We start from the raw sequence: 21,709 nt of genomic DNA on the forward strand, positions 1-21,709 counted from the left end.
CCGATAAAGTCATCACGAGCACCTCTCGAAGGACGAAGTCCGCTCTCGATCCTAGGAGCGCAGCGCTCTGCTCTCCTAATCCATATCAATCTTCACATCTGCGAGACTGCTTAGGCTGGTTCGAGCGCCTGAGTGCGATTTGAGCAGTATCCGCAGATCGTTGGCCGAATCGGCGCTATGCAACGCATCTTCTTCGCTGATTTTGTCTTCAATCACCAACTGATAAAGGGCTTGATCAAAAGTCTGCATCCCCGCCTGATTTGACTTCGCCATCGTGGTTTTCAGCTCATGTAAATCCCCGCGGCGAATCAAATCAGACACGCGCGGACTATTCAAAAGCACCTCGAACGCACCATGACGCCCCTGACCATGTTTATCGCGCACTAACTGCTGGGCGATGATACCTCTGAGGTTCATCGACAAATCAAACAAGAACTGTTCTTTTTGCTCTTTGGGCACCAAGTGCAAGATACGCTCTAATGCTTGGTTGGCATTGTTTGCATGCAGTGTCGCCATGCATAGATGGCCGGTTTCGGCGAAGGTCATCGCGTACTCCATGGTTTCTCGCGAGCGGATTTCACCGATCAAAATCATATCCGGAGCTTGGCGTAGCGAGTTTTTCAACGCCACTTCGTAGCTTTCTGTGTCCAATCCCACTTCGCGCTGAGTCACTATGCAGCCTTGATGCTCATGAACAAACTCAATCGGGTCTTCTACGGTCAGGATATGACCGCTGCTGTTTTGATTACGATAGCCGGTCATCGCGGCCATGGTGGTCGATTTTCCTGATCCTGTTGCTCCAACCACCAGCACCAAACCACGTTTAGCCAAGGCGATCTGTTTTAACACTTCCGGCAGTTTAAGCTGCTCAAAACTAGGAATACTGGTTTCGATACGACGAATCACCGCACCAGGCTGCTCGCGCTGATAAAAAGCCGACACCCGAAAACGGCCAAAGTGGCGAACAATGGCAAAATTCGCCTCTTTGCTGCGATGAAACTCATGTTGGCGCTCAGTGTCCATCATGCCTTCGATTAAAGAGGTAACCATCGCATGAGAGAGCGTCTCGCCCTGCGCTTTCAGCTCCCCGTCAACGCGATATAAAATCGGTGCGCCTACCGTGATATACAGATCCGAACTCTTCTGTTCGATCATTTGTTGCAAGTAACGATCACTATCCATAACAGAGCCTTAGAACATCGGGGTTTCGAGTTCGATTTTCTTCGCCACTTCGGCTTGTTCAACCAAGCCTTGGGCAATCAACTGTTTGGCATTTTGCTCCATCGTCTGCATCCCATGAGCCGCACCGGTTTGAATCACCGACACCATTTGCGCCACCTTGTCTTCACGGATTAAGTTTCGAATCGCTGGGGTCGCCATCATAATCTCGTGACAAGCCACGCGCCCACCGCCAATGCGTTTTAGGAGTTTTTGTGCAATCACCGCTTTGAGTGACTCCGATAACATTGAACGCACCATCTCTTTATCGCTGCCCGGGAAAACATCAATAATTCGGTCAATGGTTTTTGCCGCTGAGCTAGTGTGTAAGGTGCCAAACACCAAATGGCCGGTTTCTGCGGCGGTTAAGGCTAAGCTGATGGTCTCTTGATCACGCAACTCGCCGACCAAAATCACATCCGGATCTTCACGCAAGGCACTACGCAGAGCATTATTGAAGCTATGGGTATCGCGATGGACCTCGCGTTGGTTAATCAAACACTTATTGTTGCTATGGACAAACTCAATCGGATCTTCAATGGTGAGGATATGCTTATTGTGCTGGCGATTAATATGGTCAACCATCGCCGCTAAGGTGGTCGACTTACCTGAGCCAGTTGGACCGGTCACTAAGACCAAGCCCTTTTCCATATTAGCAATCGACTCGAAGATAGCCGGTGTTGCAAGCTGTTCGAGGGTTGGGATCTGGGTGGGAATGGTACGAAAGACTGCCGCACAGCCGCGAGACTGGTTGAAAGCGTTGACACGAAAGCGTCCGACATCGGGCAACTCAAAAGAAAAGTCGACCTCGAGTCTTTCTTCAAACTCGCTGCGCTGAGCGTCGTTCATAATATCGAACACCAAGCGATGTACATCCGCGTGACTAAAAGCGGGCACGCCCAACTTGCGAACTTCACCATCAATCCGCACCATGGGAGATACTCCAGCAGAAAGATGTAGATCTGACGCATTATGCTTTACACTAAAATCCAGTAACTCAGCGATATCCATTTAAAATCCTTAAGTAAAATCTGCCATGACTAGTATTCAACAAAACATTGAACAGATCACCTCACAGATTGAGAGTGCACAACAAAAGTGTGGACGCGGTCGAGACACAGTGCAACTTCTCGCGGTCAGTAAAACTAAGCCTGTCGAAGCTATTCTCGCCGCGGCCGAAGCGGGCCAGCGTGCTTTTGGCGAAAACTACGTCCAAGAAGGGGCGGATAAGGTCGATTACTTCAATCAACATCACCCAGAAATAGCGCTCGAATGGCACTTCATCGGCCCAATTCAGTCCAATAAAACACGCCACGTGGCCGAGAAATTTGCTTGGGTACATAGCGTTGATCGCAGCAAGATAGCCCAAAGATTGAATGACCAAAGACCCGAAGGTATGGCGCCGCTCCAAGTGTTAATTCAAGTCAATACCAGTGGTGAAGCGTCAAAATCCGGTACCAGCGATGAAGAAGTGTTTGCTCTTGCAGAGTTGATTTCTACCCTGCCTAACCTCACTTTAAGAGGATTGATGTCGATTCCAGCCAATGTGTCAGATTATCAGTCGCAACTGACGGCCTTCACCCACTTAGCGCAGTTGCAACAAAAACTGGCGCAACGCTTGCCAGAGCAGAACATTGATACACTATCGATGGGGATGAGCGGCGACATGGAAGCGGCAATCGCAGCAGGGTCAACTATGGTCCGTATTGGAACCGCTATTTTTGGCGCGCGCGATTATTCTCGCCGTGACTAGAACATTTTAGAGATAAGGACAGATTACTCGATGGAACACAAGAAGATTGCTTTTATTGGCGCGGGAAACATGGTGAGTGCGATCGTTGCGGGCTTGGTCGCTGACGGCTACCCATCCGACCTCATTACCGCCACAGCGCCCTCGCCAACGCGCCGTTTGCCCCTTGAGCAAAAGTACGGTATCCACACCACCAGCGATAATCTCCGTGCAGTCGACGATGCCCAAGTGGTCGTGCTCTCGGTTAAGCCACAGATGATGGAGCAAGTGTGTGAGCCTTTCCAAAGCATGAATTTATCGGGCAAGCTGGTGATTTCGATCGCGGCGGGCATTAATTGCGATCGCCTGATGCAGATGTTAGGACAAACCGTGAACTTAGTTCGTGTTATGCCGAACACCCCCTCTCAACTCGGGTTAGGCATGAGCGGCTTATATGCTCCACAATCAGTAAACCAAGCCGATAAAGACTTTGCGGCTAAACTGATGGAGTCTTGCGGCAAAGTCTGTTGGGTGGAGCAAGAGTCTGGCATTAACAACGTGATCGCCGCAGCAGGCAGCGCCCCTGCATACTTCTTCCTATTTATGGAAGCGATGCAAGCAGAGGCCATCGCGCAGGGATTCGATAAACCCACAGCGCGACTTTTGGTTCAGCAGGCAGCATTAGGCGCGGCAAGTATGGTGGTAGAGAACCCAGAAACGGAACTCTCTACTTTACGCGAAAACGTGACCTCTAAAGGCGGCACAACCGCAGAGGCACTCCGAACGTTCAACCAACACCAACTTTCAGATATAGTAGCCAAAGCAATGCAAGCGGCAGTAGCGCGCGCTGAAGAGATGGAAAAACTATTTTAAACACCAGAGAGCACTGGCTCTCGCCAATAAGGGTCACCTATGAATTCAATGAGTTTTCTGATTTCCACCCTGTTTGATCTCTACATCATGGTGGTGATCTTACGGATCTGGTTGCAAGCTGCACGGGCAGACTTCTACAACCCATTTTCTCAGTTCATCGTCAAAGCGACACAACCGGTTGTCGCACCACTGCGCCGTGTTATTCCTTCACTGGGCAGTATTGACCTAGCGACACTGCTGTTTGCCTATGTGCTGTGCGTGCTCAAGTTCGTCGCACTGATTTTGCTCGCCTCAAACGGTTCGGTTTCGTTCAGCGCTGACTTTTTATTCTTAGGCCTGCTGTCGCTGATTAAAGCAGCCGGTGGCTTGCTGTTCTGGGTGCTGCTGATTCGCGCGATCCTAAGTTGGGTTAGCCAAGGTCGAAGCCCTATCGAATACGTGTTCCATCAATTGACAGAGCCAATGCTCGCGCCTATCCGTCGCATTATTCCTGCTATGGGTGGTTTTGATCTCAGTGTATTGGTGTTGTTTATCGCCCTGCAGTTCGCCAACTTCTTAATGGGCGACGTGATCGGACCAATCTGGTATCAACTATAATGTCCCAGGCAGCTTGGTTTGAAGGCGAAGACATAGTGCTTCGCCTCTACATCCAACCCAAAGCAAGCCGTGATAAAATTATCGGCCAGCACGGAGATGAGCTAAAAGTCGCCATTACCGCTCCCCCTGTCGACGGGAAAGCCAACGCGCACTTGAGTAAGTTTCTCGCCAAACAGTTCAAAGTGGCCAAAGGGCTTATCCATATTGATAAAGGAGAGCTAGGACGGCATAAGCAGATCCGGGTCACCTCTCCGAAGCAGATTCCAAGTGAAATAAAAGCCATCCTGTGATGGCTTTTGTTTTGATATTCACCACAAGGAAACATTATGAAACGATGGACAACGTTATTACTGACCGCTCTGTTTGCCATGCCAACTTGGGCGGGGCAGTTCAAAACCATCAAAGATGTAGAAGTTCACTACTCTGCGTTCAATTCAACGTTTTTAACCGCTAAGGTCGCACGCAGTTACCAGCTCAAGCGCAATGGCTACTCAGCGATCCTCAATATTAGCGTGTTGGATAACTCCCAAGCAGGAAAACCTGCCATCACTGCCACCCTGACCGGCAGTGCGAGAAACCTGATCGGTCAAACTCGCGAATTGGAGTTTAGACAAGTTAAAGAAGGGGACGCGATTTACTACCTAGCCGAGTTCCCCATCTCTGATGAAGAGCAACTGACGTTCAATATCGACGTAAATGCTGGCATTAAAGGCACCGGCGCATTAAAGTTCAGCCAAAAATTTTACGTAGAAGAGTAGCGAATTTTCGAGTTTCGAGTTTCGAGTTTCGAGTTTCGAGTTTCGAGCAAAGAATTAAGAATTGATTATGAAAGATAAAAAAATTGTATTGGCGACGGGCAACCAGGGCAAAGTGCGTGAAATGGCCGATTTACTGTCTGATTTTGGTTTTGATGTGCGGGCACAAAGCGAGTTCAAGGTGTCGGAAGTCGCTGAAACAGGCACCACATTCATTGAAAACGCGATCATTAAAGCGCGTCATGCAGCGAAAGAAACTGGATTACCTGCCATTGCTGATGATTCAGGGCTAGAAGTCGATTTCCTTAAAGGTGCACCAGGCATCTACTCAGCTCGCTATGCGGGCGAAGATGCCAGCGATCAACAGAACCTAGAAAAACTGCTTGATGCAATGCAAGGTGTCCCAGAGCCAGAGCGTACTGCTCGCTTCCACTGTGTACTTGTACTTATGCGCCACGAGAACGACCCAACGCCGATTGTTTGTCACGGTAAGTGGGAAGGTCGCATTCTAACTGAGGCGCATGGCGAAAATGGCTTTGGCTACGACCCTATCTTCTTTGTACCTGAAGATAACTGCGCATCGGCAGAGTTAGAACCGGTACGTAAAAAGCAGCTCTCTCATCGCGGTAAAGCGCTCAAGCAACTGTTCGCAACCCTCGCAGAGCAGAACTAATGAGTCAGCTCACTCCTCCTGCGCTTAGTCTTTATGTTCACATACCTTGGTGTGTGCAAAAGTGCCCTTACTGCGACTTTAACTCTCACGCCTTGAAAGCGGAGATCCCAGAGCAAGAGTACATTGCCGCTCTACTGCAAGATCTTGAAGCAGATATCGATCGCTATCAGCTCAACGATAACCCACGCTTACTGCATTCGATCTTTATTGGTGGCGGCACACCGAGCTTAATCTCAGCCGAAGGTATTGCTAGCTTGCTGGCAGGGATTGAAGCAAAGCTGCCGTTTAAGCCAGATATTGAGATCACCATGGAAGCCAACCCTGGCACCATTGAAGCCGAGCGTTTTGCTGGTTATCAAAAAGCAGGGGTAACGCGTATCTCCGTTGGGGTACAAAGCTTTGAGCAGACAAAGCTCGAACGGCTGGGACGTATCCACGGTCAGGATGAAGCAGTTAACGCCGCTAAGCTTGCTCACCAAATTGGCCTCAAGAGTTTTAATCTTGATCTCATGCATGGCTTACCGGATCAGTCTGTTGCTCAAGCCCTTGCGGATCTTGAAAAAGCGATCGAGCTCGATCCTCCTCATCTGTCGTGGTATCAGCTCACTATCGAGCCCAACACCATGTTCTATTACAAGCAGCCTACTCTGCCTGATGATGATGACTTATGGGATATCTTCGAGCTAGGCCACAAGAAACTAGCTGAGGCTGGCTACGTGCAGTATGAGATATCTGGATACAGCAAACCGGGCTACCAGTGTCAGCACAACCTTAATTACTGGCGCTTCGGTGATTACTTAGGTATCGGCTGTGGCTCGCACGGCAAGCTCAGCTTTAGTGATGGACGCATTGTCCGAACCACTAAGATAAAACACCCGAAAGGCTACCTCGCTGCTTACAATAATATGGTCAAACCATATTTAAACAGTGAAGAGCAAGTTGCGGATGAAGACCGTCCTTTCGAGTTCTTTATGAACCGCTTCCGTCTTATCGAAGCGTGTCCAAAACAGGACTTTCTTGATACTACCGGGCTTGGTTTTGAAGCCATTCAAGAGACCATTGATTGGGCGATTGAGATGGGCTATATCGATGAAAGTGCTACCCACTGGCAAATCACCGAGAAAGGTAAACTGTTCCTCAATGACTTGCTTGAAGCGTTTATGGTGGAAGATTAGCGAGAAGCGAGAAGCGAGAAGCGAGAAGCGAGAAGCGAGAAGCGAGAAGCGAGAAGCGAGAAGCGAGAAGCGAGAAGCGAGAAGCGAGAAGCGAGAAGCGAGAAAATTTGGATGGTTGACAGTGTATGTCAACCCTTTTCTTTTTAATTCAGATAATTAAGCTTAAATATCAGCAAGCGCTACCTGAAGATTTCGACTCGCTCATCACAACCCCCTCTCGAAGGACGAAGTCCGCTCTCGATTCTCGGAGCAAAGCGCTCTAGCATCTCGAAGGACGAAGTCCGTTCTAAAATATCGATCGCCCAATACGCTCAGACAGTAGCTCCAGCGCTTTAGTGCCTGCTAACGAGTTACCCGAAGGATCGAGCTCTGGTGACCACACCGCAATCGTCATCTCACCTGGTACCACCGCCATAATGCCGCCACCAACGCCTGATTTGCCCGGCATACCGACACGGTAAGCGAACTCTCCCGCTCCATCATACAAACCACACGTCGCTAATAACGCATTAAGCTGCTTAGTTTGGGTCGCCGTAATAACCGCTTTTTCAGTCTGTACTGAAGTGCCTTTGTTAGCCAAATAACTGAAGGTTTTCGCCAAATCGACACAACTCATTTTCAGCGCACAGGCATGGAAATAATTATTGAGCACTGGAATGACGTCGTTCTCGAAATTACCAAATGAGCGCATCAAGTAGGCAATCGCAGCGTTGCGGTCGCTATGCATCATTTCTGATGCGGCCACGACTTTGTCATAGCAGATATGCGTATCACCCGACAGTTGGCGAACAAATTCCAGTAATCGCTGACGCGGAGCAGATAAGCGACTATTAAGTAAATCAGCCACCACAATCGCCCCAGCATTAATGAAAGGGTTACGGGGAATGCCTTGCTCCATTTCAAGCTGAATCAAAGAGTTAAATGCCTGTCCTGATGGTTCTTTACCCACACGCGACCAGATTTCGTCGGGTTTATACAGACCCATCGCCAGCGTTAGACTAAGGGCTTTAGAGATCGACTGAATCGAGAAGGCTTCATCAGCATCACCCGCTTTTATCACCTCCCCTTGATTAGTAAATACCGCAATACCCAGCTTATGTGCCGGAACTTTAGCCAGTGCCGGAATATAGTCAGCCACTTTTCCATGACCAATCAACGGACGAACTTCAGTAAGGATTTCAGCAAGTATTTCAGGGGTCGGTTTCATGAGTTACCTCTATTTATCAAAGGCTTATTATTTTTATAGAGTCAAAAAAGCCAACATCCTTAATGGTGTTGGCTTTGGCAAAGTGTGCTGGTTACAACTCACTCAGTCAAACACTATTTTGTGCGTTTGAACTTAATGTCCCACACGCCATGACCTAAACGGTGTCCGCGCGCTTCAAACTTAGTTAACGGGCGTTCTTCTGGACGAGGCACAAAATCACCGTCAGTGGCGATGTTTGCAAAACCTGGCGCCTGATTCATCACTTCAATCATATGCTCAGCGTAGTTTTCCCAGTCTGTTGCCATATGGAAAATACCCTCGCCAACGATCAGTTTTTGACGCACCATCTCAGCAAAGTCTAGTTGTACAATGCGACGTTTGTGGTGACGCTTTTTGTGCCATGGGTCAGGGAAGAACAGTTGCAGCGTTGCCAAGCTGTTGTCGGGAATCATATTGGCGAACACTTCTACTGCATCGTGGCACATCACACGCAGGTTCGTCACCCCCGCTTCACGCGCATCGGACAGACACGCACCCACACCAGGGCTGTGCACTTCAATACCGATAAAGTTCTTTTCTGGTGCGTTTTTCGCCATTTCAACCAAAGAAGCACCCATACCGAAACCAATTTCTAACACCACTGGGTTATCGTTACCAAATACTTGCTTCCAGTCGAGAAGCTGCGCTTGGTAATCAATCCCCATGGTCGGCCAACACTCTTTCATTGCGTTCTCTTGACCCTTGGTCAAACGACCTTCGCGTCGAACAAAGCTGCGAACTTTGCGTATCAGTTTACCGTCTTCGTTATACTCGTTAGTGGTCACTTCACTCATGATATTGCCTGTTTAAAAATTGGTCTCGACTCAAAGGGATTGTGATTATCCAAAGAATCGCCATTGGTGCAAGTTTTTTAGCGTAATTCGTCCATTGCGGCAGACTTGGCTCTCCTCACACGCTATACCCTCACTGTTTGTCGGTTGTACTTTCGCTGACAATTGTGGTTAATTTGGCCTGATTAAAACTAAACCATAGAGCATGTCGTGACTCCTTTCGCTAAAGCCATCTTAGAGTGGTACGAAAACTATGGGCGTAAAAGCCTACCTTGGCAGCAAAATAAAACCGCGTATAGCGTGTGGCTGTCAGAAATTATGTTACAGCAAACCCAAGTTGCTACCGTCATTCCCTATTATGAGCGCTTCCTAGAGCGCTTTCCGACGGTGGTTGATTTGGCCAACGCCGAGCAAGACGAAGTCTTACACTTATGGACTGGCCTTGGGTATTACGCTCGCGCGCGCAACTTACACAAAGCAGCAAAAATTGTTGCCGAGCAATTTAATGGCGAATTTCCACGCGATATCGAACAGATGAACGCGCTGCCGGGCATCGGTCGATCAACCGCAGCCGCTGTGCTCTCTTCAGTTTATAAGCAGCCTCACGCGATTTTAGATGGCAACGTCAAACGCACGTTAGCTCGCTGTTTTGCGGTGCAAGGATGGCCTGGACAGAAAAAAGTTGAGAACCAGCTTTGGCACTATGCTGAGCAACATACTCCAACTCGTGATGTCGACAAGTACAATCAGGCGATGATGGATATGGGCGCTATGGTGTGCACCCGCAGCAAGCCTAAGTGCGGCTTATGCCCTGTGGCATCACTATGCCAAGCCAACAAGCAGGGTAACCCACTCGACTACCCAGGCAAAAAACCGAAAAAAGAGAAGCCGGTCAAGGAAACCTGGTTTGCTATGTTGCACTACCAAGGACAAGTTTGGTTAGAGCAGCGGCCGCAGAGCGGGATTTGGGGCGGACTGTTTTGCTTTCCTGAGCACCCAGATGCCGAGCTCAACGATCTACTGCAGCATCGTGGTATTACTGATGTGCATATCAATCAGCAGAGCCAACTGATCGCTTTTCGCCATACCTTTAGTCACTACCATTTAGATATCACCCCAATTTTGGTAGACCTATCAAAGCAACCTGATGTGGTAATGGAAGCCAGCAAAGGTCTTTGGTATAACTTATCTCAACCAGAAGCGATCGGTTTAGCTGCGCCAGTCAAACAACTGCTGCAAAGCTTACCGTCAGAACTTCATATTTAATTAGTCTAAGGAGTCGTTATGAGCCGCACTGTATTTTGTGCTCGACTACAAAAAGAAGCCGAAGGTCTCGACTTTCAGCTGTACCCAGGCGAACTTGGCAAGCGTATTTTTGATAATATCTCAAAGCAAGCGTGGGCCGAATGGCAGCACAAACAGACCATGCTGATCAATGAAAAGAAGCTCAACATGATGGATCCTGAGCATCGTAAGTTAATCGAGACAGAAATGGTGAACTTCTTATTTGAAGGCAAAGAGGTTCATATTGAAGGCTACACTCCGCCGAGCAAGTAAAAGTAGCTTAGTAGAGTGAAGTGAGATGACATCATTGCCCGCAGTGATGTCATTTTTTTAGGAAGACTATGAGAAAGTTAACGTACTTATTGTTGGTATTGGTTTTAGCCGGCTGTAGCCGAGAGTTTATCGAAGGTATTTACGAGGTTAACTACGAGCCGACCAATCGATTTGCTAAAAACTTAGCTCAATTACCCGGTCAGTTTGAGAAAGACACCGCAGCGCTCGACGCATTAATCGACAGCTTTTCCGGCAACATTGAAAAGCGCTGGGGACGCAGCGAAGTCAAATTTGCCGGAAAAAGTAATTACGTCAAGTACATTGATAACTATCTCAGTCGTTCTGAAGTCAACTTCGACAAGGGTTTGATCACGGTAGAAACCGTCTCTCCAACCGATCCTAAAGGTCACCTAAAAAACGCCATTATTACCACCCTATTGACTCCAGACGATCCGGCCAATGTCGACCTATTTTCGTCCAAAGAGATCAAACTCGAAGGTCAACCCTTCCTCTATCGCCAAGTCGTCGATCAAGATAATAAAGCAATCCAGTGGTCATGGCGCGCCAACCGCTTCGCAGACTATCTTATCGCCAACAAACTCAAAGTTAAGGATGTCGACTTTAAGAAAGCCTACTACGTCGAAATCCCAATGGTTGAAGAGCAATTTGAGATCCGCAGCTACAAGTATGCCGATATCGTTCAACGCGCTTCGCGCAAATACGACATCCCAGAAGATTTAATCTACGCGATCATCAAAACCGAGAGCAGCTTCAACCCTTATGCGGTCAGTTGGGCCAACGCCTATGGCTTGATGCAAGTGGTCCCTAAAACCGCGGGTAAAGATGTATTTAAACTGGTAAAGAAAAAGTCCGGTCAACCGAGTCCCGAGTACTTGTTCAATCCAGAAAACAACATTGATACCGGTACCGCTTATTTTTACATCCTCAAAAATCGCTACTTGAAAGACGTCAGCCATCCGCTATCTCTCGAGTACAGCATGATCTCTGCATACAATGGCGGCACAGGTGGGGTGTTAAACACCTTTAATCGAAATGACCGCAAGAGAGCGATGCGCGACCTAAACTCGCTGCAACCTAATCAGGTGTATTGGGCATTAACCAAAAAACACCCCAATGCAGAAGCGCGTCGCTACCTTGAGAAAGTGACTAAATTCAAAAAAGATTTTAATTCTGGCAAGACATAAGCAGTAAATTCGCTTAAATAATCAGCACTTGGCCACTTTTTTGATTTTTTTTCTAAAAACAAGTTGACGGCAAAGCGGAAAATCCGTTTAATAGCGCTCCGTCGCCCGGATAGCTCAGTCGGTAGAGCAGAGGATTGAAAATCCTCGTGTCGGTGGTTCGATTCCGCCTCCGGGCACCACAATTTCTTAATTGTTGGTGCTTAAGTAACAACAATTAGTAAAAGAATACAGTGTGCCGACTTAGCTCAGTAGGTAGAGCAACTGACTTGTAATCAGTAGGTCACCAGTTCGATTCCGGTAGTCGGCACCATTCTTTTGCCTCGATAGCTCAGTCGGTAGAGCAGAGGATTGAAAATCCTCGTGTCGGTGGTTCGATTCCGCCTCGAGGCACCATTATTTGGTGCTCTTACTCAATAAGTAAGACACAAACAGAATAGTTCCTCCTTAGCTCAGTTGGTAGAGCGACGGACTGTTAATCCGCAGGTCGCTGGTTCGAGCCCAGCAGGAGGAGCCACTTTCAAAAGCCAAGTCTCACGACTTGGCTTTTTTTATGCTCTTTGTAAACCCTCCACCACCCTCGCAAGCAAAATCAGTTCCACTCATTTGAAATGTTATGCAGTTGTTAGCGTAAAAATTACTTATTTTGAGCTTAAAATTTAATCCTCGTCATAAAACCAACCAAGGTAGCTATTTGGCTGAGAGCTTCTACACTAATATGACAGACAGATGAAATGGGTCATTAAGAACTCAATTTTTTACAAAACGGACTAAATATGAGCAATTTTATGAAACTAAAGACACAAGCTTATTTATTGTCAGGAATTATCTTGATCGCCTTGCTTGCGCTTACTGCGACCGGGTTATGGACACTGCGCGTCGCCAGTGATCTCGACAACAAAGCCCGGGTTACCGAACTGTTTAACAGCGCTTACAGCATTTTGAGTGAAGTAGAGAACATGGCGGCCGATGGCACCTTAACCGATCAACAAGCCAAAGCCATGGCGACCCGCATACTTCGTAATAACATTTACAAAGACAATGAGTACGTTTATGTCGCCGATGAAAATATGGTTTTCGTGGCAACACCACTCGACCCACAACTACATGGCACCAGCTTTCATGATTTCAAAGATGGCAGCGGCAACAGTGTCGGCGAGATCCTGATTAACGCCATCAACAAGCAGCCCAATGGCATTGCCCAATATGAGTGGACATCTGCCTATCCCGACGGTTCTATTGACAACAAGTTGTCGATTGCACAAAAATCTAAACGTTGGGGTTGGTATGTGGGAACAGGTATCAGCTTTGATGAAGTCAACGAACGTTTCTGGTCAACCGCTCAATGGCAACTCGGCCTGTGTTTAGTCGTCGCGGGCTTCATTCTCGCCGTATTAACCCTTTCGATCCGTCGTATGCTTGCTCTGCTTGGCGGTGAGCCACAGCAGGTACGTCAGGCTGTCCAAGAGGTGGCCAATGGCAAAATCCAAACCTCATTCGCCGAACCGGCTCCTGACGGCAGTATCTATGAAGCAGTGCAACAAATGAGCCTGTCACTGGCCAAGCTGGTTGAAAACCTTAGCGGCTCCATGCTTGCCCTGCGCAGCGAACTGGCTCAAGTCGAGGAGCGTTCGGCTAGTATTTCCCAACTCACCGACTCTCAGCAGCAATCTACTGCGATGATTGCGACTGCGATGACTGAAATGGCGTCGTCAGCAAACAACGTTGCCGACTCAGCCAGCGATACCGCGAAAAACACCGATCAAGCAGATAAACAGAGCCAGCACACTCAGCATCTGATTCACAATACGGTCGATAACATCCAAGGACTGGCTAACCAGCTCAACGCTGCCAGCAAAGCAGTGGCTGACCTTGATAACAACGTTAACAGCATCGTAAAAGTGTTGGATGTGATTGGTGATATCGCCGAGCAAACCAACTTACTCGCGCTCAATGCCGCTATCGAAGCTGCTCGCGCTGGTGAACAAGGTCGAGGCTTTGCAGTGGTGGCCGACGAGGTTCGCAACTTAGCCGGACGCACTCAAGATAGCACCAAAGAGATTCAACAGATGATCGCGAACCTGCAAGAGGGTTCACGCAACGCCATTCAAACGATGGAAGTGTGCGCGGAAACCAGTCAAAGTACGGTTCATGAATCACAAAATGCGTCCGAGGCACTGCAGCAAATCGTTATTGCCTTAGAATCTATCACTCAAATGAGTCATCAAATCGCCACTGCGGCGGCAGAGCAGACTCAAGTCAGTGACGACATTTCACAGCGCATCAACTTGATTGAAGAGAGCGGTAATCAGCTCAGCAGTGTGGTGACCGAAAGCCACAATAGCACTCAGAGCCTAGCTCAACTCGCTAACGAATTAGAAAGCTGGGTAAGTAAGTTTACGGTTAAGCACTAATCTAGCCTAGACACCAGAAAAGCACGCCTCTTTGCGTGCTTTTCTTGCAATTACCAGTAAACTATTTAACAACTTAACCCCTACCGCTCTTCTTGCCATCTATACACTTGTTGGCCAAAATGGATAAAAACAGCCCATTAAGTATAGAAAAACAACAAACGATATTTTTTTTGCATTTTGATGTTGACCTAAAGCACGAAAAGCATTTTAATACACCTCGTCGCCCGGATAGCTCAGTCGGTAGAGCAGAGGATTGAAAATCCTCGTGTCGGTGGTTCGATTCCGCCTCCGGGCACCACAATTTATACATTGTTGGTGCTTAGCACGAACAAGATAAGAAAAATACAGCGGGCCGACTTAGCTCAGTAGGTAGAGCAACTGACTTGTAATCAGTAGGTCACCAGTTCGATTCCGGTAGTCGGCACCATTTTTCTTAAAGAACAATTCCTCCTTAGCTCAGTTGGTAGAGCGACGGACTGTTAATCCGCAGGTCGCTGGTTCGAGCCCAGCAGGAGGAGCCACTTTTAGTGTGCCGACTTAGCTCAGTAGGTAGAGCAACTGACTTGTAATCAGTAGGTCACCAGTTCGATTCCGGTAGTCGGCACCATTCTTTTCTGATTGAAAAGAGCAACAAAGAATAATTCCTCCTTAGCTCAGTTGGTAGAGCGACGGACTGTTAATCCGCAGGTCGCTGGTTCGAGCCCAGCAGGAGGAGCCACCTTAAAAAGCCAAGTCGAAAGACTTGGCTTTTTTCGTTTCTGATTGTTCTAACACCTTGATATTCCGAAACAAAAAAAAGCCCCTGCGACATCATCACTGGGGCTAGGAAATCAGTCATTGAGTTGACTAGGCTTTAACGCCCTGCTGCTCGTTGAGCATCGCGACCTCTTGGTCTAGCGCTTCCAATTTTTCTTTCATCTGCTCTCGGCATAGGTTCGCCAGCTCACGCACGTTATCTTTGCTATAGCCTTCAACAGAGACGGGTGGCAGCATTTCAACGATAACATGACCATTGTTCCAACGATTGAGCCTAACCCCAGCGGTTGAGCTACATACGATTGGGATAATCGGCAACTTGGCACCTAGCGCTGCATGAAATGCACCGGTTTTAAAAGGCAATAAGCCTCGACCACGTGAACGTGTCCCCTCGGGAAACATCCATACCGACACATCGCTCTGATTCAAATTATCCACTACTTGGTCAATGGTGCCTTTGGCTTTTGAGCGGTTAGCGCGGTCGATCAAAATATTGCCAGTCAGCCAGTACAGCTGGCCAAACAGCGGCATCCAAGCCAAACTTTTCTTACCCACTGTGACAACTTTCGGGGTGACTGCCGATGACACGGTAAACAAATCCCAGTTGTTCTGGTGATTAGCAATATAAATATGCTGACCGCGTTGGTACGCATCTTCTGGGATGCGCAATTCAAGGGTAATGCCGAATACTCGTGACATCTTGCCAAACAGGCGACCAAAGGTAAAAACGTGCTTAGGGTTACGTGGGCTCAACAGACAGTAGCCACAGCCAAACACAAACATCACAATTGCAAAAATCGCAACAGCCAATACACGTAATAGTGCAATCATCGTGGTTCTCCAAGAACAGAGAGACTCTTTAACGAATGAGACTCTCACTGATCTGATATTCATAAAAAAGCCGAAACTCGCGTTTCGGCTTACAAGCGTTAGCTGATTTTATCGTTAATCGCGAAAACGTTCAATATTTGCGCCAAGCGCCGAGAGCTTATCTTCAATTTTATCGTAGCCGCGGTCGATGTGATAAATACGGTCGACAATGGTTTCACCATTGGCGATACAGCCCGCGATAACAAGGCTTGCTGAAGCTCGAAGATCTGTCGCCATCACTTGCGCACCACTCAGCTCTTCAACATCACCACAGATAACCGTGTTGCCTTCAATTTCAGCCTTAGCACCCATACGCATCAACTCAGGCACATGCATAAAACGATTCTCGAAAATGGTTTCGGTGATCACACCGCCACCTTTTGCCATCAGGTTTAGCAAAGTGAACTGTGCCTGCATGTCGGTCGGAAAACCAGGATGCGGCGCGGTGCGAACCGTGACCGCTTTGAGTTCACGACCTGTCATATCCACCGAGATCCAATCCTCTCCAGACTCGACCAAGGCCCCTGCTTCTTCTAGCTTAGCCAATACGGCCTCGAGCAAGTGCGCTTTGGTATTGCGACACACGACTTTGCCACCAGATACAGCAGCAGCCACAAGGAAAGTACCCGTTTCAATTCGGTCAGCCACCACAGAGTGCTGACCACCGCCAAGACGCTCAACCCCTTCAATGGTGATCGTATCCGTGCCTGCACCAGAAATCTTCGCGCCCAGCTTATTGAGGAACTCAGCGGTATCGACGATTTCAGGCTCACGAGCCGCGTTGTCTAGTACGGTTTTGCCATCAGCGAGAGTGGCCGCACACATAATAGTAATCGTGGCACCCACGCTCACTTTATCCATCACAATATGCGCGCCCTTAAGGCGACCATCAACATTGGCTTTAACGTAACCATCTTCAAGGGTAATGGTTGCACCAAGTTGCTCTAAACCGTGGATGTGTAAATCAACCGGACGAGCACCGATAGCACAGCCTCCCGGTAGCGAAACCTGACCTTGGCCAAAGCGCGCCACTAGCGGCCCCAATGCCCAGATCGATGCACGCATCGTTTTGACTAAGTCATATGGCGCACAATACTCGTTAATGCTGCTTGGATCGACGTGCACCGAACCATTGCGTTCTACTTTTGCGCCAAGGCGTTTAAGTAGCTCCATGGTGGTATCGATATCACGCAAGCGTGGTACATTCGCGACCTCAACCGGCTCTTCCGCTAGAATTGACGCAAATAAAATAGGTAACGCGGCGTTCTTAGCACCTGAGATGGTGACCTCACCAACCAAAGGCTTTTTAGAGCCAATTACTCGAAACTTTTCCATTCTAAAACCTTACAGTGACATCAACTTCTTATCACGAGCCCACTCTTCAGGAGTGTAGGCTTTGATAGAAACAGCGTGGATGTCATTTCGTTGGATATATTCCATCAGTGGTGCATAAATCAGTTGTTGCTTCTTAACGCGACTCATTCCATCGAAACAAGCATCAACAGCAACTACTTCATAATGGCTGCCTTCGCCTTTGACGTGCAGCTCTTCTAAACTCAATGCTTCGTTTAAAATCTGTTGTACTTTTGCGCTATCCACAATTCACCCCTGTTGTACTCTCTAAATGTCCCGCAACGAACTCTTCAACATTGCTTAACTGAAATAATGTGTGCAGTTCATCCGGCACGAAACTGAGCATTATATGACAGTTTTGTTTTTTTGCATGCTCTAATAAGTGAATCAGCATCACCATACCGGCCGAATCGACTCGTGTGACTTGCTCCAGCGACACATCCACGCCACCAGCGGGAAAGTGTTGCTGCTTTAGCAGCGACCACAGTTCAGGGACACTCTCACGATCGAGCTCGCCAGAAAGTGAGTAACGCTGCTCGTTATCAAGCTGCCATTGCAGATTACCCATTGCTTTTGCTCTCAAAGCGAATCGGCTGGTTTGCTAGCTCTGTCAGCTCTTGTGCCACAGCCAAAATACCTTCTTGACGAATTTTGCTGCTCCACTCGGACTGCTTGCTAGATAACAGACTAATCCCCTCGGCAATCATATCGAATGCCTCCCATTCGCCGCTGTTCTTGTCGCGACGCAGCTTAAACTCAAGCTTGATGTTGGGACGCGGTGTGTCAATGATGTCGACCTTAATGCTGGTAATGCTCTTATCTGGATCGATTTTTGACTCAGGCTCAAACTCTATGGTTTGGTCGGTGTATTGAGTCAACACTTGAGCGTATGAAGTCACCAAATAGGCACGAAACGCAACAATAAACTCACCCACATCTTCGCGCTTTGCGCCTTTTAAATTAGGGCCAAGCAGCTTGAGCGCCGCGTATTTCTCGTTAACGAAGGGCATCAATTCTTGATCGACAATCACCTTGAGATGATTCGGGTCTTGTTGAATCAAATCCTGCTCAGCTTTAAGTCGTGAGAAAGCGGCTTCAGCCACCTGGCGCATCATCTGGTAAGGCTGGGTTTTATCAATCTCCTCAGCACGGGCACCAAATACAATCATAAATGAAAACAGAGTGAGTACTAACTTTTTAACCATAACCATCTCCCTACTCGCTATCCGAACCGCCGACACTATAAAGAACTTGGCCTATTAGGTCTTCAAGTACTAATGCCGATTTGGTGTCTTCGATATAGTCGCCATCCACCAGCATCTGTTCATCGTCAAACACGAAGCCTGGTGTTAACCCTATGTATTGCTCGCCAATTAACCCTGAGGTAAGAATTTTCACACTCGATGTTTCAGGAAACTGGTCGTAGCGAGCGTTGATTGCCATTGTCACCACAGGTAGCAAAGAATCCGTATTGAGACCAATGCTGGTGACGCGGCCGATAACAACGCCACCCACTTTGACAGGAGAGCGCACTTTTAGGCTGCCAATATTGTCAAACTCTGCTTTCAGAGTGTAAGTATCGCTAGAGCCTAATCCCTTTACGTCAGCCACTTGAAAGATCATCACTAAAATTGCGCAAATTCCAGCGAGAACGAAGCTACCAACCCATAATTCAGTTTTTCTAGTTTGTTGCATGATTAGTTCCCAAACATCAATGCAGTTAGTACGAAGTCTAGACCAAGTACTGCCAATGAAGAGTGTACGACGGTACGTGTCGTCGCGCGGCTGATTCCTTCTGAGGTAGGAATCGCATCATATCCGTTGAACAGCGCAATCCAAGTAACGGTAATCGCAAAGACTAAACTCTTAATCATGCTATTGCCGATATCTTGGCCGAGCTCAACAGACGCCTGCATCGCAGACCAAAAACTGCCGTGATCAATCCCTTTCCAATCCACCCCGACTAATTGGCCGCCCCAAATACCCACAGCCATAAAGATCATCGCTAACAAAGGCATAGAGATTACACCGGCCCAAAAACGTGGCGCGATCACTCGCTTTAGCGGATCCACGGCCATCATTTCCAAACTGGACAGCTGCTCTGTGGCTTTCATCAGCCCGATCTCCGCCGTGAGCGCGGATCCCGCACGACCGGCGAACAGCAAGGCGGTCACCACCGGACCAAGTTCGCGCAGTAGTGATAGAGCGACCATTTGCCCCAATGCACCTTCCGCTCCAAAATCGACTAAGATCACGTAGCCTTGAAGACTCAGAACCATACCAATGAACAGACCCGATAACAGGATAATGATCAGTGATTGCACCCCAACGCTATACAGTTGCTTAACCAATAGCGGAAGGTTTTTCAGCGGTTGTGGACGGCTGGCTAACGCGCCGAACAACATTAAACTGGCTCGACCAAAGGCCAGACAGATAGACATCGCCCTGCGGCCAACTGACGCCACGAAATTTGCTAAGTTTGCCATTATGAGAACAGCTCCTCAGCCAGCGGCTTGGCCGGATGGCGAAACGGGACAGGACCGTCAGCATTTCCTTGCAGAAACTGCTGTACTTGTGGATCGGGATTTTCTCTTAGCTCTTCAGGCGTGCCGCAAGCCACCACTTTTCCGTTGGCTAAGATATAAACCCAATCAGCAATGCTCATCACCTCGGGCACGTCGTGTGATACAACGATGGCCGTCACACCAAGGGCCTGGTTGAGATTATGAATCAACTCCACCAGCACTCCCATCGTGATCGGATCCTGACCAACAAAAGGTTCATCAAACATGATTAAGTCAGGGTCTAGGGCGATAGCTCGCGCTAAAGCTGCGCGTCTGGCCATGCCTCCGGATAGTTCACTGGGCATCAATTGAGCTGCGCCGCGCAAGCCTACGGCTTCGAGTTTAAGCAGCACTAAAGTGCGGATCAGCTCTTCGTCTAAATCGGTATGCTCTCTAAGCGGGAAAGCGACATTATCAAACACCGACAAGTCGGTAAAAAGTGCACCTGATTGAAACAGCATGCTCATCTTTTTACGTTCTTGATAGAGTTTACTGCGGCTTAGTGATGGGATGTTGTTGCCATCGAACCAGATTTCTCCGTGCTCAGGGTAAAGCTGGCCACCAATCAGTCGCAGCAAGGTGGTTTTTCCTATCCCTGATGGCCCCATGATCGCAGTGACTTTGCCTTTTGGCATGCGTAGGCTGACGTCGTCAAATATTTTGCGATCTCCACGAGAAAACGTTAGTTGCTTGACGGTCACTAAGTCTTCATATTCCATGTTGAACTCTTATTCGTTCCTGTAAGAATGGGCAATCATAAGCACATTGGTACAGAATTTAAAGCACTGTTCAATTAATTGTGAAGTGTCAAATATTAGTGACTGAACATATAACTGTGTCTATTTTCCTGACTGTACACCTTAGCTCGATAATTAATTGAATGAACTGCTTCCCTTTTAATACCCAAAGCGTCAAAATTAACGGTTAAATTCTCTCGAAGTGTATGGATTAGGAATTATCATGTTCGAAGCCGTTGTGTTTCTCATTATTGGTTTAGTCTTTTTGGTTTGGAGTGCCGACAAACTGGTATTCGGTGCCGCTGCGCTTGCACGAAATGTCGGTATTTCACCGCTAGTTATCGGTATGACTATCCTAGCAATGGGCTCTTCTGCACCCGAAATGATGGTTTCAGCAACGGCGGCATTAGACGGGAAAACCGATACCGCCGTCGGTAACGTGCTTGGCTCGAACATTGCCAACATTGCCCTGATCCTAGGTATTACCGCGCTAATCAAACCACTGTCGATAAGCTCTGCGGTGTTACGCCGCGAGTTGCCATTAATGATAGGGGTGACTCTCCTAGCTGGCGTATTGCTGTGGGATAGCCACCTTGGTTTCTATGAAGGCGTGTTACTGTTTGTGCTGTTTGGCGCATTCATTGTCGCTATGCTTCGAATCAGCCAGAAAGAAAAAGCCAGCGGCATCGCAGATGCCATGCTTGAAGAGCAAGAGTCTGAAGTACCAGACGGGGTGAGCAATGCCAAAGCGGCACTTTGGGTAGTGATTGGTTTGGTCGTGTTGCCATTATCGGCCGATATGCTGGTCGATAATGCGGTTATTATTGCTCAGTACTTCGGTATGAGCGATCTGGTGATAGGTTTGACCATCATCGCAGTGGGCACCAGCCTACCTGAGCTCGCCGCCTCGCTAGCTGGGGTAATGAAAGGCGAAGATGATATGGCGGTCGGCAACATCATCGGCTCAAACGTTTTCAATATTTTGGCCGTAATGGGGATCCCGGGCATTTTAAATCCTTCGCTACTCAGTGAGTACGCGATGGGGCGTGACTTTTGGGTAATGCTTGGCGTGTCACTGCTGTTGGTTGCCATGGCGCTGGGTAAATCGCGCAGCATCAATCGCCTTGAAGGCGGCGTACTGTTTTGCAGCTTTATCGCCTATCAGGTCTACTTAATTATGAATATGACGGCTTAATCTG

General features: G+C 48.2%; 25 protein-coding genes and 9 tRNA genes. 22 read left to right on the forward strand and 12 right to left on the reverse strand.

The genetic code is table 11. The features are described 5' to 3' along the window. Window positions 1-75 precede the first annotated feature (75 nt). Window positions 76-1,182, reverse strand: a complete 1,107-nt coding sequence (locus MTO69_RS11815; RefSeq protein ID WP_248329478.1) for a PilT/PilU family type 4a pilus ATPase — start codon at window positions 1,180-1,182, stop codon at window positions 76-78. Between the two features lie 9 nt (window positions 1,183-1,191). Then, window positions 1,192-2,229 carry a type IV pilus twitching motility protein PilT gene (locus MTO69_RS11820; protein ID WP_248329479.1) on the reverse strand — a complete coding sequence of 346 codons (1,038 nt, stop codon included), beginning with the start codon at window positions 2,227-2,229 and terminating at the stop codon, window positions 1,192-1,194. A gap of 25 nt (window positions 2,230-2,254) precedes the next feature. Between MTO69_RS11820 and MTO69_RS11825 the strand changes: the two genes are divergently transcribed. The 8 genes from MTO69_RS11825 (at window position 2,255) to MTO69_RS11860 (ending at window position 7,180) form a co-directional block, all read left to right on the forward strand. After that, window positions 2,255-2,971: a YggS family pyridoxal phosphate-dependent enzyme gene (locus tag MTO69_RS11825; RefSeq protein WP_248329480.1), complete on the forward strand. Its 717-nt coding sequence runs from the start codon at window positions 2,255-2,257 to the stop codon at window positions 2,969-2,971. A gap of 30 nt (window positions 2,972-3,001) precedes the next feature. Further along, on the forward strand, window positions 3,002-3,820 hold the full coding sequence (gene proC, locus MTO69_RS11830) for a pyrroline-5-carboxylate reductase (protein ID WP_248329481.1): 819 nt from the start codon (window positions 3,002-3,004) through the stop codon (window positions 3,818-3,820). A 39-nt stretch (window positions 3,821-3,859) separates the two neighbouring features. Further along, window positions 3,860-4,417 carry a YggT family protein gene (locus tag MTO69_RS11835; protein WP_248329482.1) on the forward strand — a complete coding sequence of 186 codons (558 nt, stop codon included), beginning with the start codon at window positions 3,860-3,862 and terminating at the stop codon, window positions 4,415-4,417. Continuing rightward, window positions 4,417-4,707 carry a DUF167 family protein YggU gene (yggU, locus tag MTO69_RS11840; RefSeq protein WP_248329483.1) on the forward strand — a complete coding sequence of 97 codons (291 nt, stop codon included), beginning with the start codon at window positions 4,417-4,419 and terminating at the stop codon, window positions 4,705-4,707. The genes MTO69_RS11835 and yggU overlap by 1 nt, the downstream gene beginning before the upstream one ends. A gap of 36 nt (window positions 4,708-4,743) precedes the next feature. Then, window positions 4,744-5,175: a DUF4426 domain-containing protein gene (locus MTO69_RS11845; RefSeq protein WP_248329484.1), complete on the forward strand. Its 432-nt coding sequence runs from the start codon at window positions 4,744-4,746 to the stop codon at window positions 5,173-5,175. Between the two features lie 67 nt (window positions 5,176-5,242). Continuing rightward, window positions 5,243-5,845, forward strand: coding sequence for an XTP/dITP diphosphatase (locus tag MTO69_RS11850; RefSeq protein ID WP_248329485.1), 603 nt, complete (start codon window positions 5,243-5,245; stop codon window positions 5,843-5,845). Beyond that, a complete protein-coding gene (gene hemW / locus MTO69_RS11855; RefSeq protein WP_248329486.1) occupies window positions 5,845-7,020 on the forward strand; it encodes a radical SAM family heme chaperone HemW in 1,176 nt (391 codons plus the stop codon). Before MTO69_RS11850 ends, hemW begins: the two co-directional genes overlap by 1 nt. Beyond that, a complete protein-coding gene (locus MTO69_RS11860) occupies window positions 6,995-7,180 on the forward strand; it encodes a hypothetical protein (protein ID WP_248329488.1) in 186 nt (61 codons plus the stop codon). The genes hemW and MTO69_RS11860 overlap by 26 nt, the downstream gene beginning before the upstream one ends. A 126-nt stretch (window positions 7,181-7,306) precedes the next feature. Here MTO69_RS11860 and glsB read toward each other — a convergent pair whose 3' ends face one another. Continuing rightward, the gene (gene glsB, locus MTO69_RS11865; protein ID WP_248329490.1) at window positions 7,307-8,227 is read right to left on the reverse strand and encodes a glutaminase B; all 921 of its coding nucleotides are present in this window, start codon (window positions 8,225-8,227) and stop codon (window positions 7,307-7,309) included. 113 nt (window positions 8,228-8,340) lie between these two features. Next, window positions 8,341-9,060 (reverse strand): tRNA (guanosine(46)-N7)-methyltransferase TrmB, encoded by a 720-nt coding sequence (trmB, locus tag MTO69_RS11870; protein ID WP_248329492.1) that lies wholly within the window; start codon window positions 9,058-9,060, stop codon window positions 8,341-8,343. Between the two features lie 207 nt (window positions 9,061-9,267). On the opposite strand from trmB, the gene mutY reads away from it, so the two are divergent. The 13 genes from mutY (at window position 9,268) to MTO69_RS11935 (ending at window position 14,948) form a co-directional block, all read left to right on the forward strand. Continuing rightward, window positions 9,268-10,323: an A/G-specific adenine glycosylase gene (gene mutY, locus MTO69_RS11875; protein WP_248329494.1), complete on the forward strand. Its 1,056-nt coding sequence runs from the start codon at window positions 9,268-9,270 to the stop codon at window positions 10,321-10,323. Window positions 10,324-10,341: 18 nt separating this feature from the next. Then, window positions 10,342-10,614, forward strand: a complete 273-nt coding sequence (locus MTO69_RS11880) for an oxidative damage protection protein (RefSeq protein ID WP_248329496.1) — start codon at window positions 10,342-10,344, stop codon at window positions 10,612-10,614. Between the two features lie 68 nt (window positions 10,615-10,682). After that, a complete protein-coding gene (gene mltC, locus MTO69_RS11885; protein WP_248329498.1) occupies window positions 10,683-11,819 on the forward strand; it encodes a membrane-bound lytic murein transglycosylase MltC in 1,137 nt (378 codons plus the stop codon). 103 nt (window positions 11,820-11,922) lie between these two features. After that, window positions 11,923-11,998, forward strand: a tRNA-Phe gene (locus tag MTO69_RS11890). A gap of 55 nt (window positions 11,999-12,053) precedes the next feature. Continuing rightward, window positions 12,054-12,129 (forward strand) — tRNA-Thr (locus tag MTO69_RS11895). A 7-nt stretch (window positions 12,130-12,136) separates the two neighbouring features. Then, window positions 12,137-12,212, forward strand: a tRNA-Phe gene (locus MTO69_RS11900). A gap of 45 nt (window positions 12,213-12,257) precedes the next feature. Then, window positions 12,258-12,333: transfer RNA gene (locus MTO69_RS11905), tRNA-Asn, on the forward strand. A 271-nt stretch (window positions 12,334-12,604) separates the two neighbouring features. After that, window positions 12,605-14,230: a methyl-accepting chemotaxis protein gene (locus MTO69_RS11910; RefSeq protein WP_248329500.1), complete on the forward strand. Its 1,626-nt coding sequence runs from the start codon at window positions 12,605-12,607 to the stop codon at window positions 14,228-14,230. A 222-nt stretch (window positions 14,231-14,452) separates the two neighbouring features. Beyond that, window positions 14,453-14,528 (forward strand) — tRNA-Phe (locus MTO69_RS11915). A 53-nt stretch (window positions 14,529-14,581) separates the two neighbouring features. Next, window positions 14,582-14,657: transfer RNA gene (locus MTO69_RS11920), tRNA-Thr, on the forward strand. A gap of 18 nt (window positions 14,658-14,675) precedes the next feature. Further along, window positions 14,676-14,751, forward strand: a tRNA-Asn gene (locus tag MTO69_RS11925). A gap of 10 nt (window positions 14,752-14,761) precedes the next feature. Then, window positions 14,762-14,837: transfer RNA gene (locus tag MTO69_RS11930), tRNA-Thr, on the forward strand. A gap of 35 nt (window positions 14,838-14,872) precedes the next feature. Beyond that, window positions 14,873-14,948 (forward strand) — tRNA-Asn (locus MTO69_RS11935). 128 nt (window positions 14,949-15,076) lie between these two features. Here the strand turns inward: MTO69_RS11935 and MTO69_RS11940 are convergent. From MTO69_RS11940 to mlaF, 8 genes are all read right to left on the reverse strand, one after another. Then, the gene (locus MTO69_RS11940) at window positions 15,077-15,817 is read right to left on the reverse strand and encodes a 1-acylglycerol-3-phosphate O-acyltransferase (protein ID WP_248329502.1); all 741 of its coding nucleotides are present in this window, start codon (window positions 15,815-15,817) and stop codon (window positions 15,077-15,079) included. Window positions 15,818-15,931: 114 nt separating this feature from the next. Beyond that, window positions 15,932-17,191: a UDP-N-acetylglucosamine 1-carboxyvinyltransferase gene (gene murA, locus MTO69_RS11945; protein WP_248329504.1), complete on the reverse strand. Its 1,260-nt coding sequence runs from the start codon at window positions 17,189-17,191 to the stop codon at window positions 15,932-15,934. Window positions 17,192-17,200: 9 nt separating this feature from the next. After that, a complete protein-coding gene (gene ibaG / locus MTO69_RS11950; protein WP_248329506.1) occupies window positions 17,201-17,455 on the reverse strand; it encodes a BolA family protein in 255 nt (84 codons plus the stop codon). After that, complete coding sequence (locus MTO69_RS11955) at window positions 17,448-17,777, reverse strand: STAS domain-containing protein (RefSeq protein WP_248329508.1); 330 nt, start codon at window positions 17,775-17,777, stop codon at window positions 17,448-17,450. The genes ibaG and MTO69_RS11955 overlap by 8 nt, the downstream gene beginning before the upstream one ends. Next, window positions 17,770-18,414, reverse strand: a complete 645-nt coding sequence (locus MTO69_RS11960) for an MlaC/ttg2D family ABC transporter substrate-binding protein (RefSeq protein ID WP_248329510.1) — start codon at window positions 18,412-18,414, stop codon at window positions 17,770-17,772. Before MTO69_RS11960 ends, MTO69_RS11955 begins: the two co-directional genes overlap by 8 nt. A gap of 10 nt (window positions 18,415-18,424) precedes the next feature. Further along, on the reverse strand, window positions 18,425-18,904 hold the full coding sequence (gene mlaD, locus MTO69_RS11965) for an outer membrane lipid asymmetry maintenance protein MlaD (RefSeq protein WP_248329512.1): 480 nt from the start codon (window positions 18,902-18,904) through the stop codon (window positions 18,425-18,427). A gap of 2 nt (window positions 18,905-18,906) precedes the next feature. Then, window positions 18,907-19,695 carry a lipid asymmetry maintenance ABC transporter permease subunit MlaE gene (gene mlaE, locus MTO69_RS11970; protein WP_432715636.1) on the reverse strand — a complete coding sequence of 263 codons (789 nt, stop codon included), beginning with the start codon at window positions 19,693-19,695 and terminating at the stop codon, window positions 18,907-18,909. Next, complete coding sequence (gene mlaF, locus MTO69_RS11975) at window positions 19,695-20,492, reverse strand: phospholipid ABC transporter ATP-binding protein MlaF (RefSeq protein WP_248329514.1); 798 nt, start codon at window positions 20,490-20,492, stop codon at window positions 19,695-19,697. The genes mlaE and mlaF overlap by 1 nt, the downstream gene beginning before the upstream one ends. Before the next feature lie 241 nt (window positions 20,493-20,733). Between mlaF and MTO69_RS11980 the strand changes: the two genes are divergently transcribed. Further along, complete coding sequence (locus MTO69_RS11980; RefSeq protein ID WP_248329516.1) at window positions 20,734-21,705, forward strand: calcium/sodium antiporter; 972 nt, start codon at window positions 20,734-20,736, stop codon at window positions 21,703-21,705. Window positions 21,706-21,709 lie beyond the last annotated feature (4 nt).

The organism is Vibrio sinaloensis, assembly GCF_023195835.1.
GTDB lineage: Bacteria > Pseudomonadota > Gammaproteobacteria > Enterobacterales > Vibrionaceae > Vibrio > Vibrio sinaloensis_C.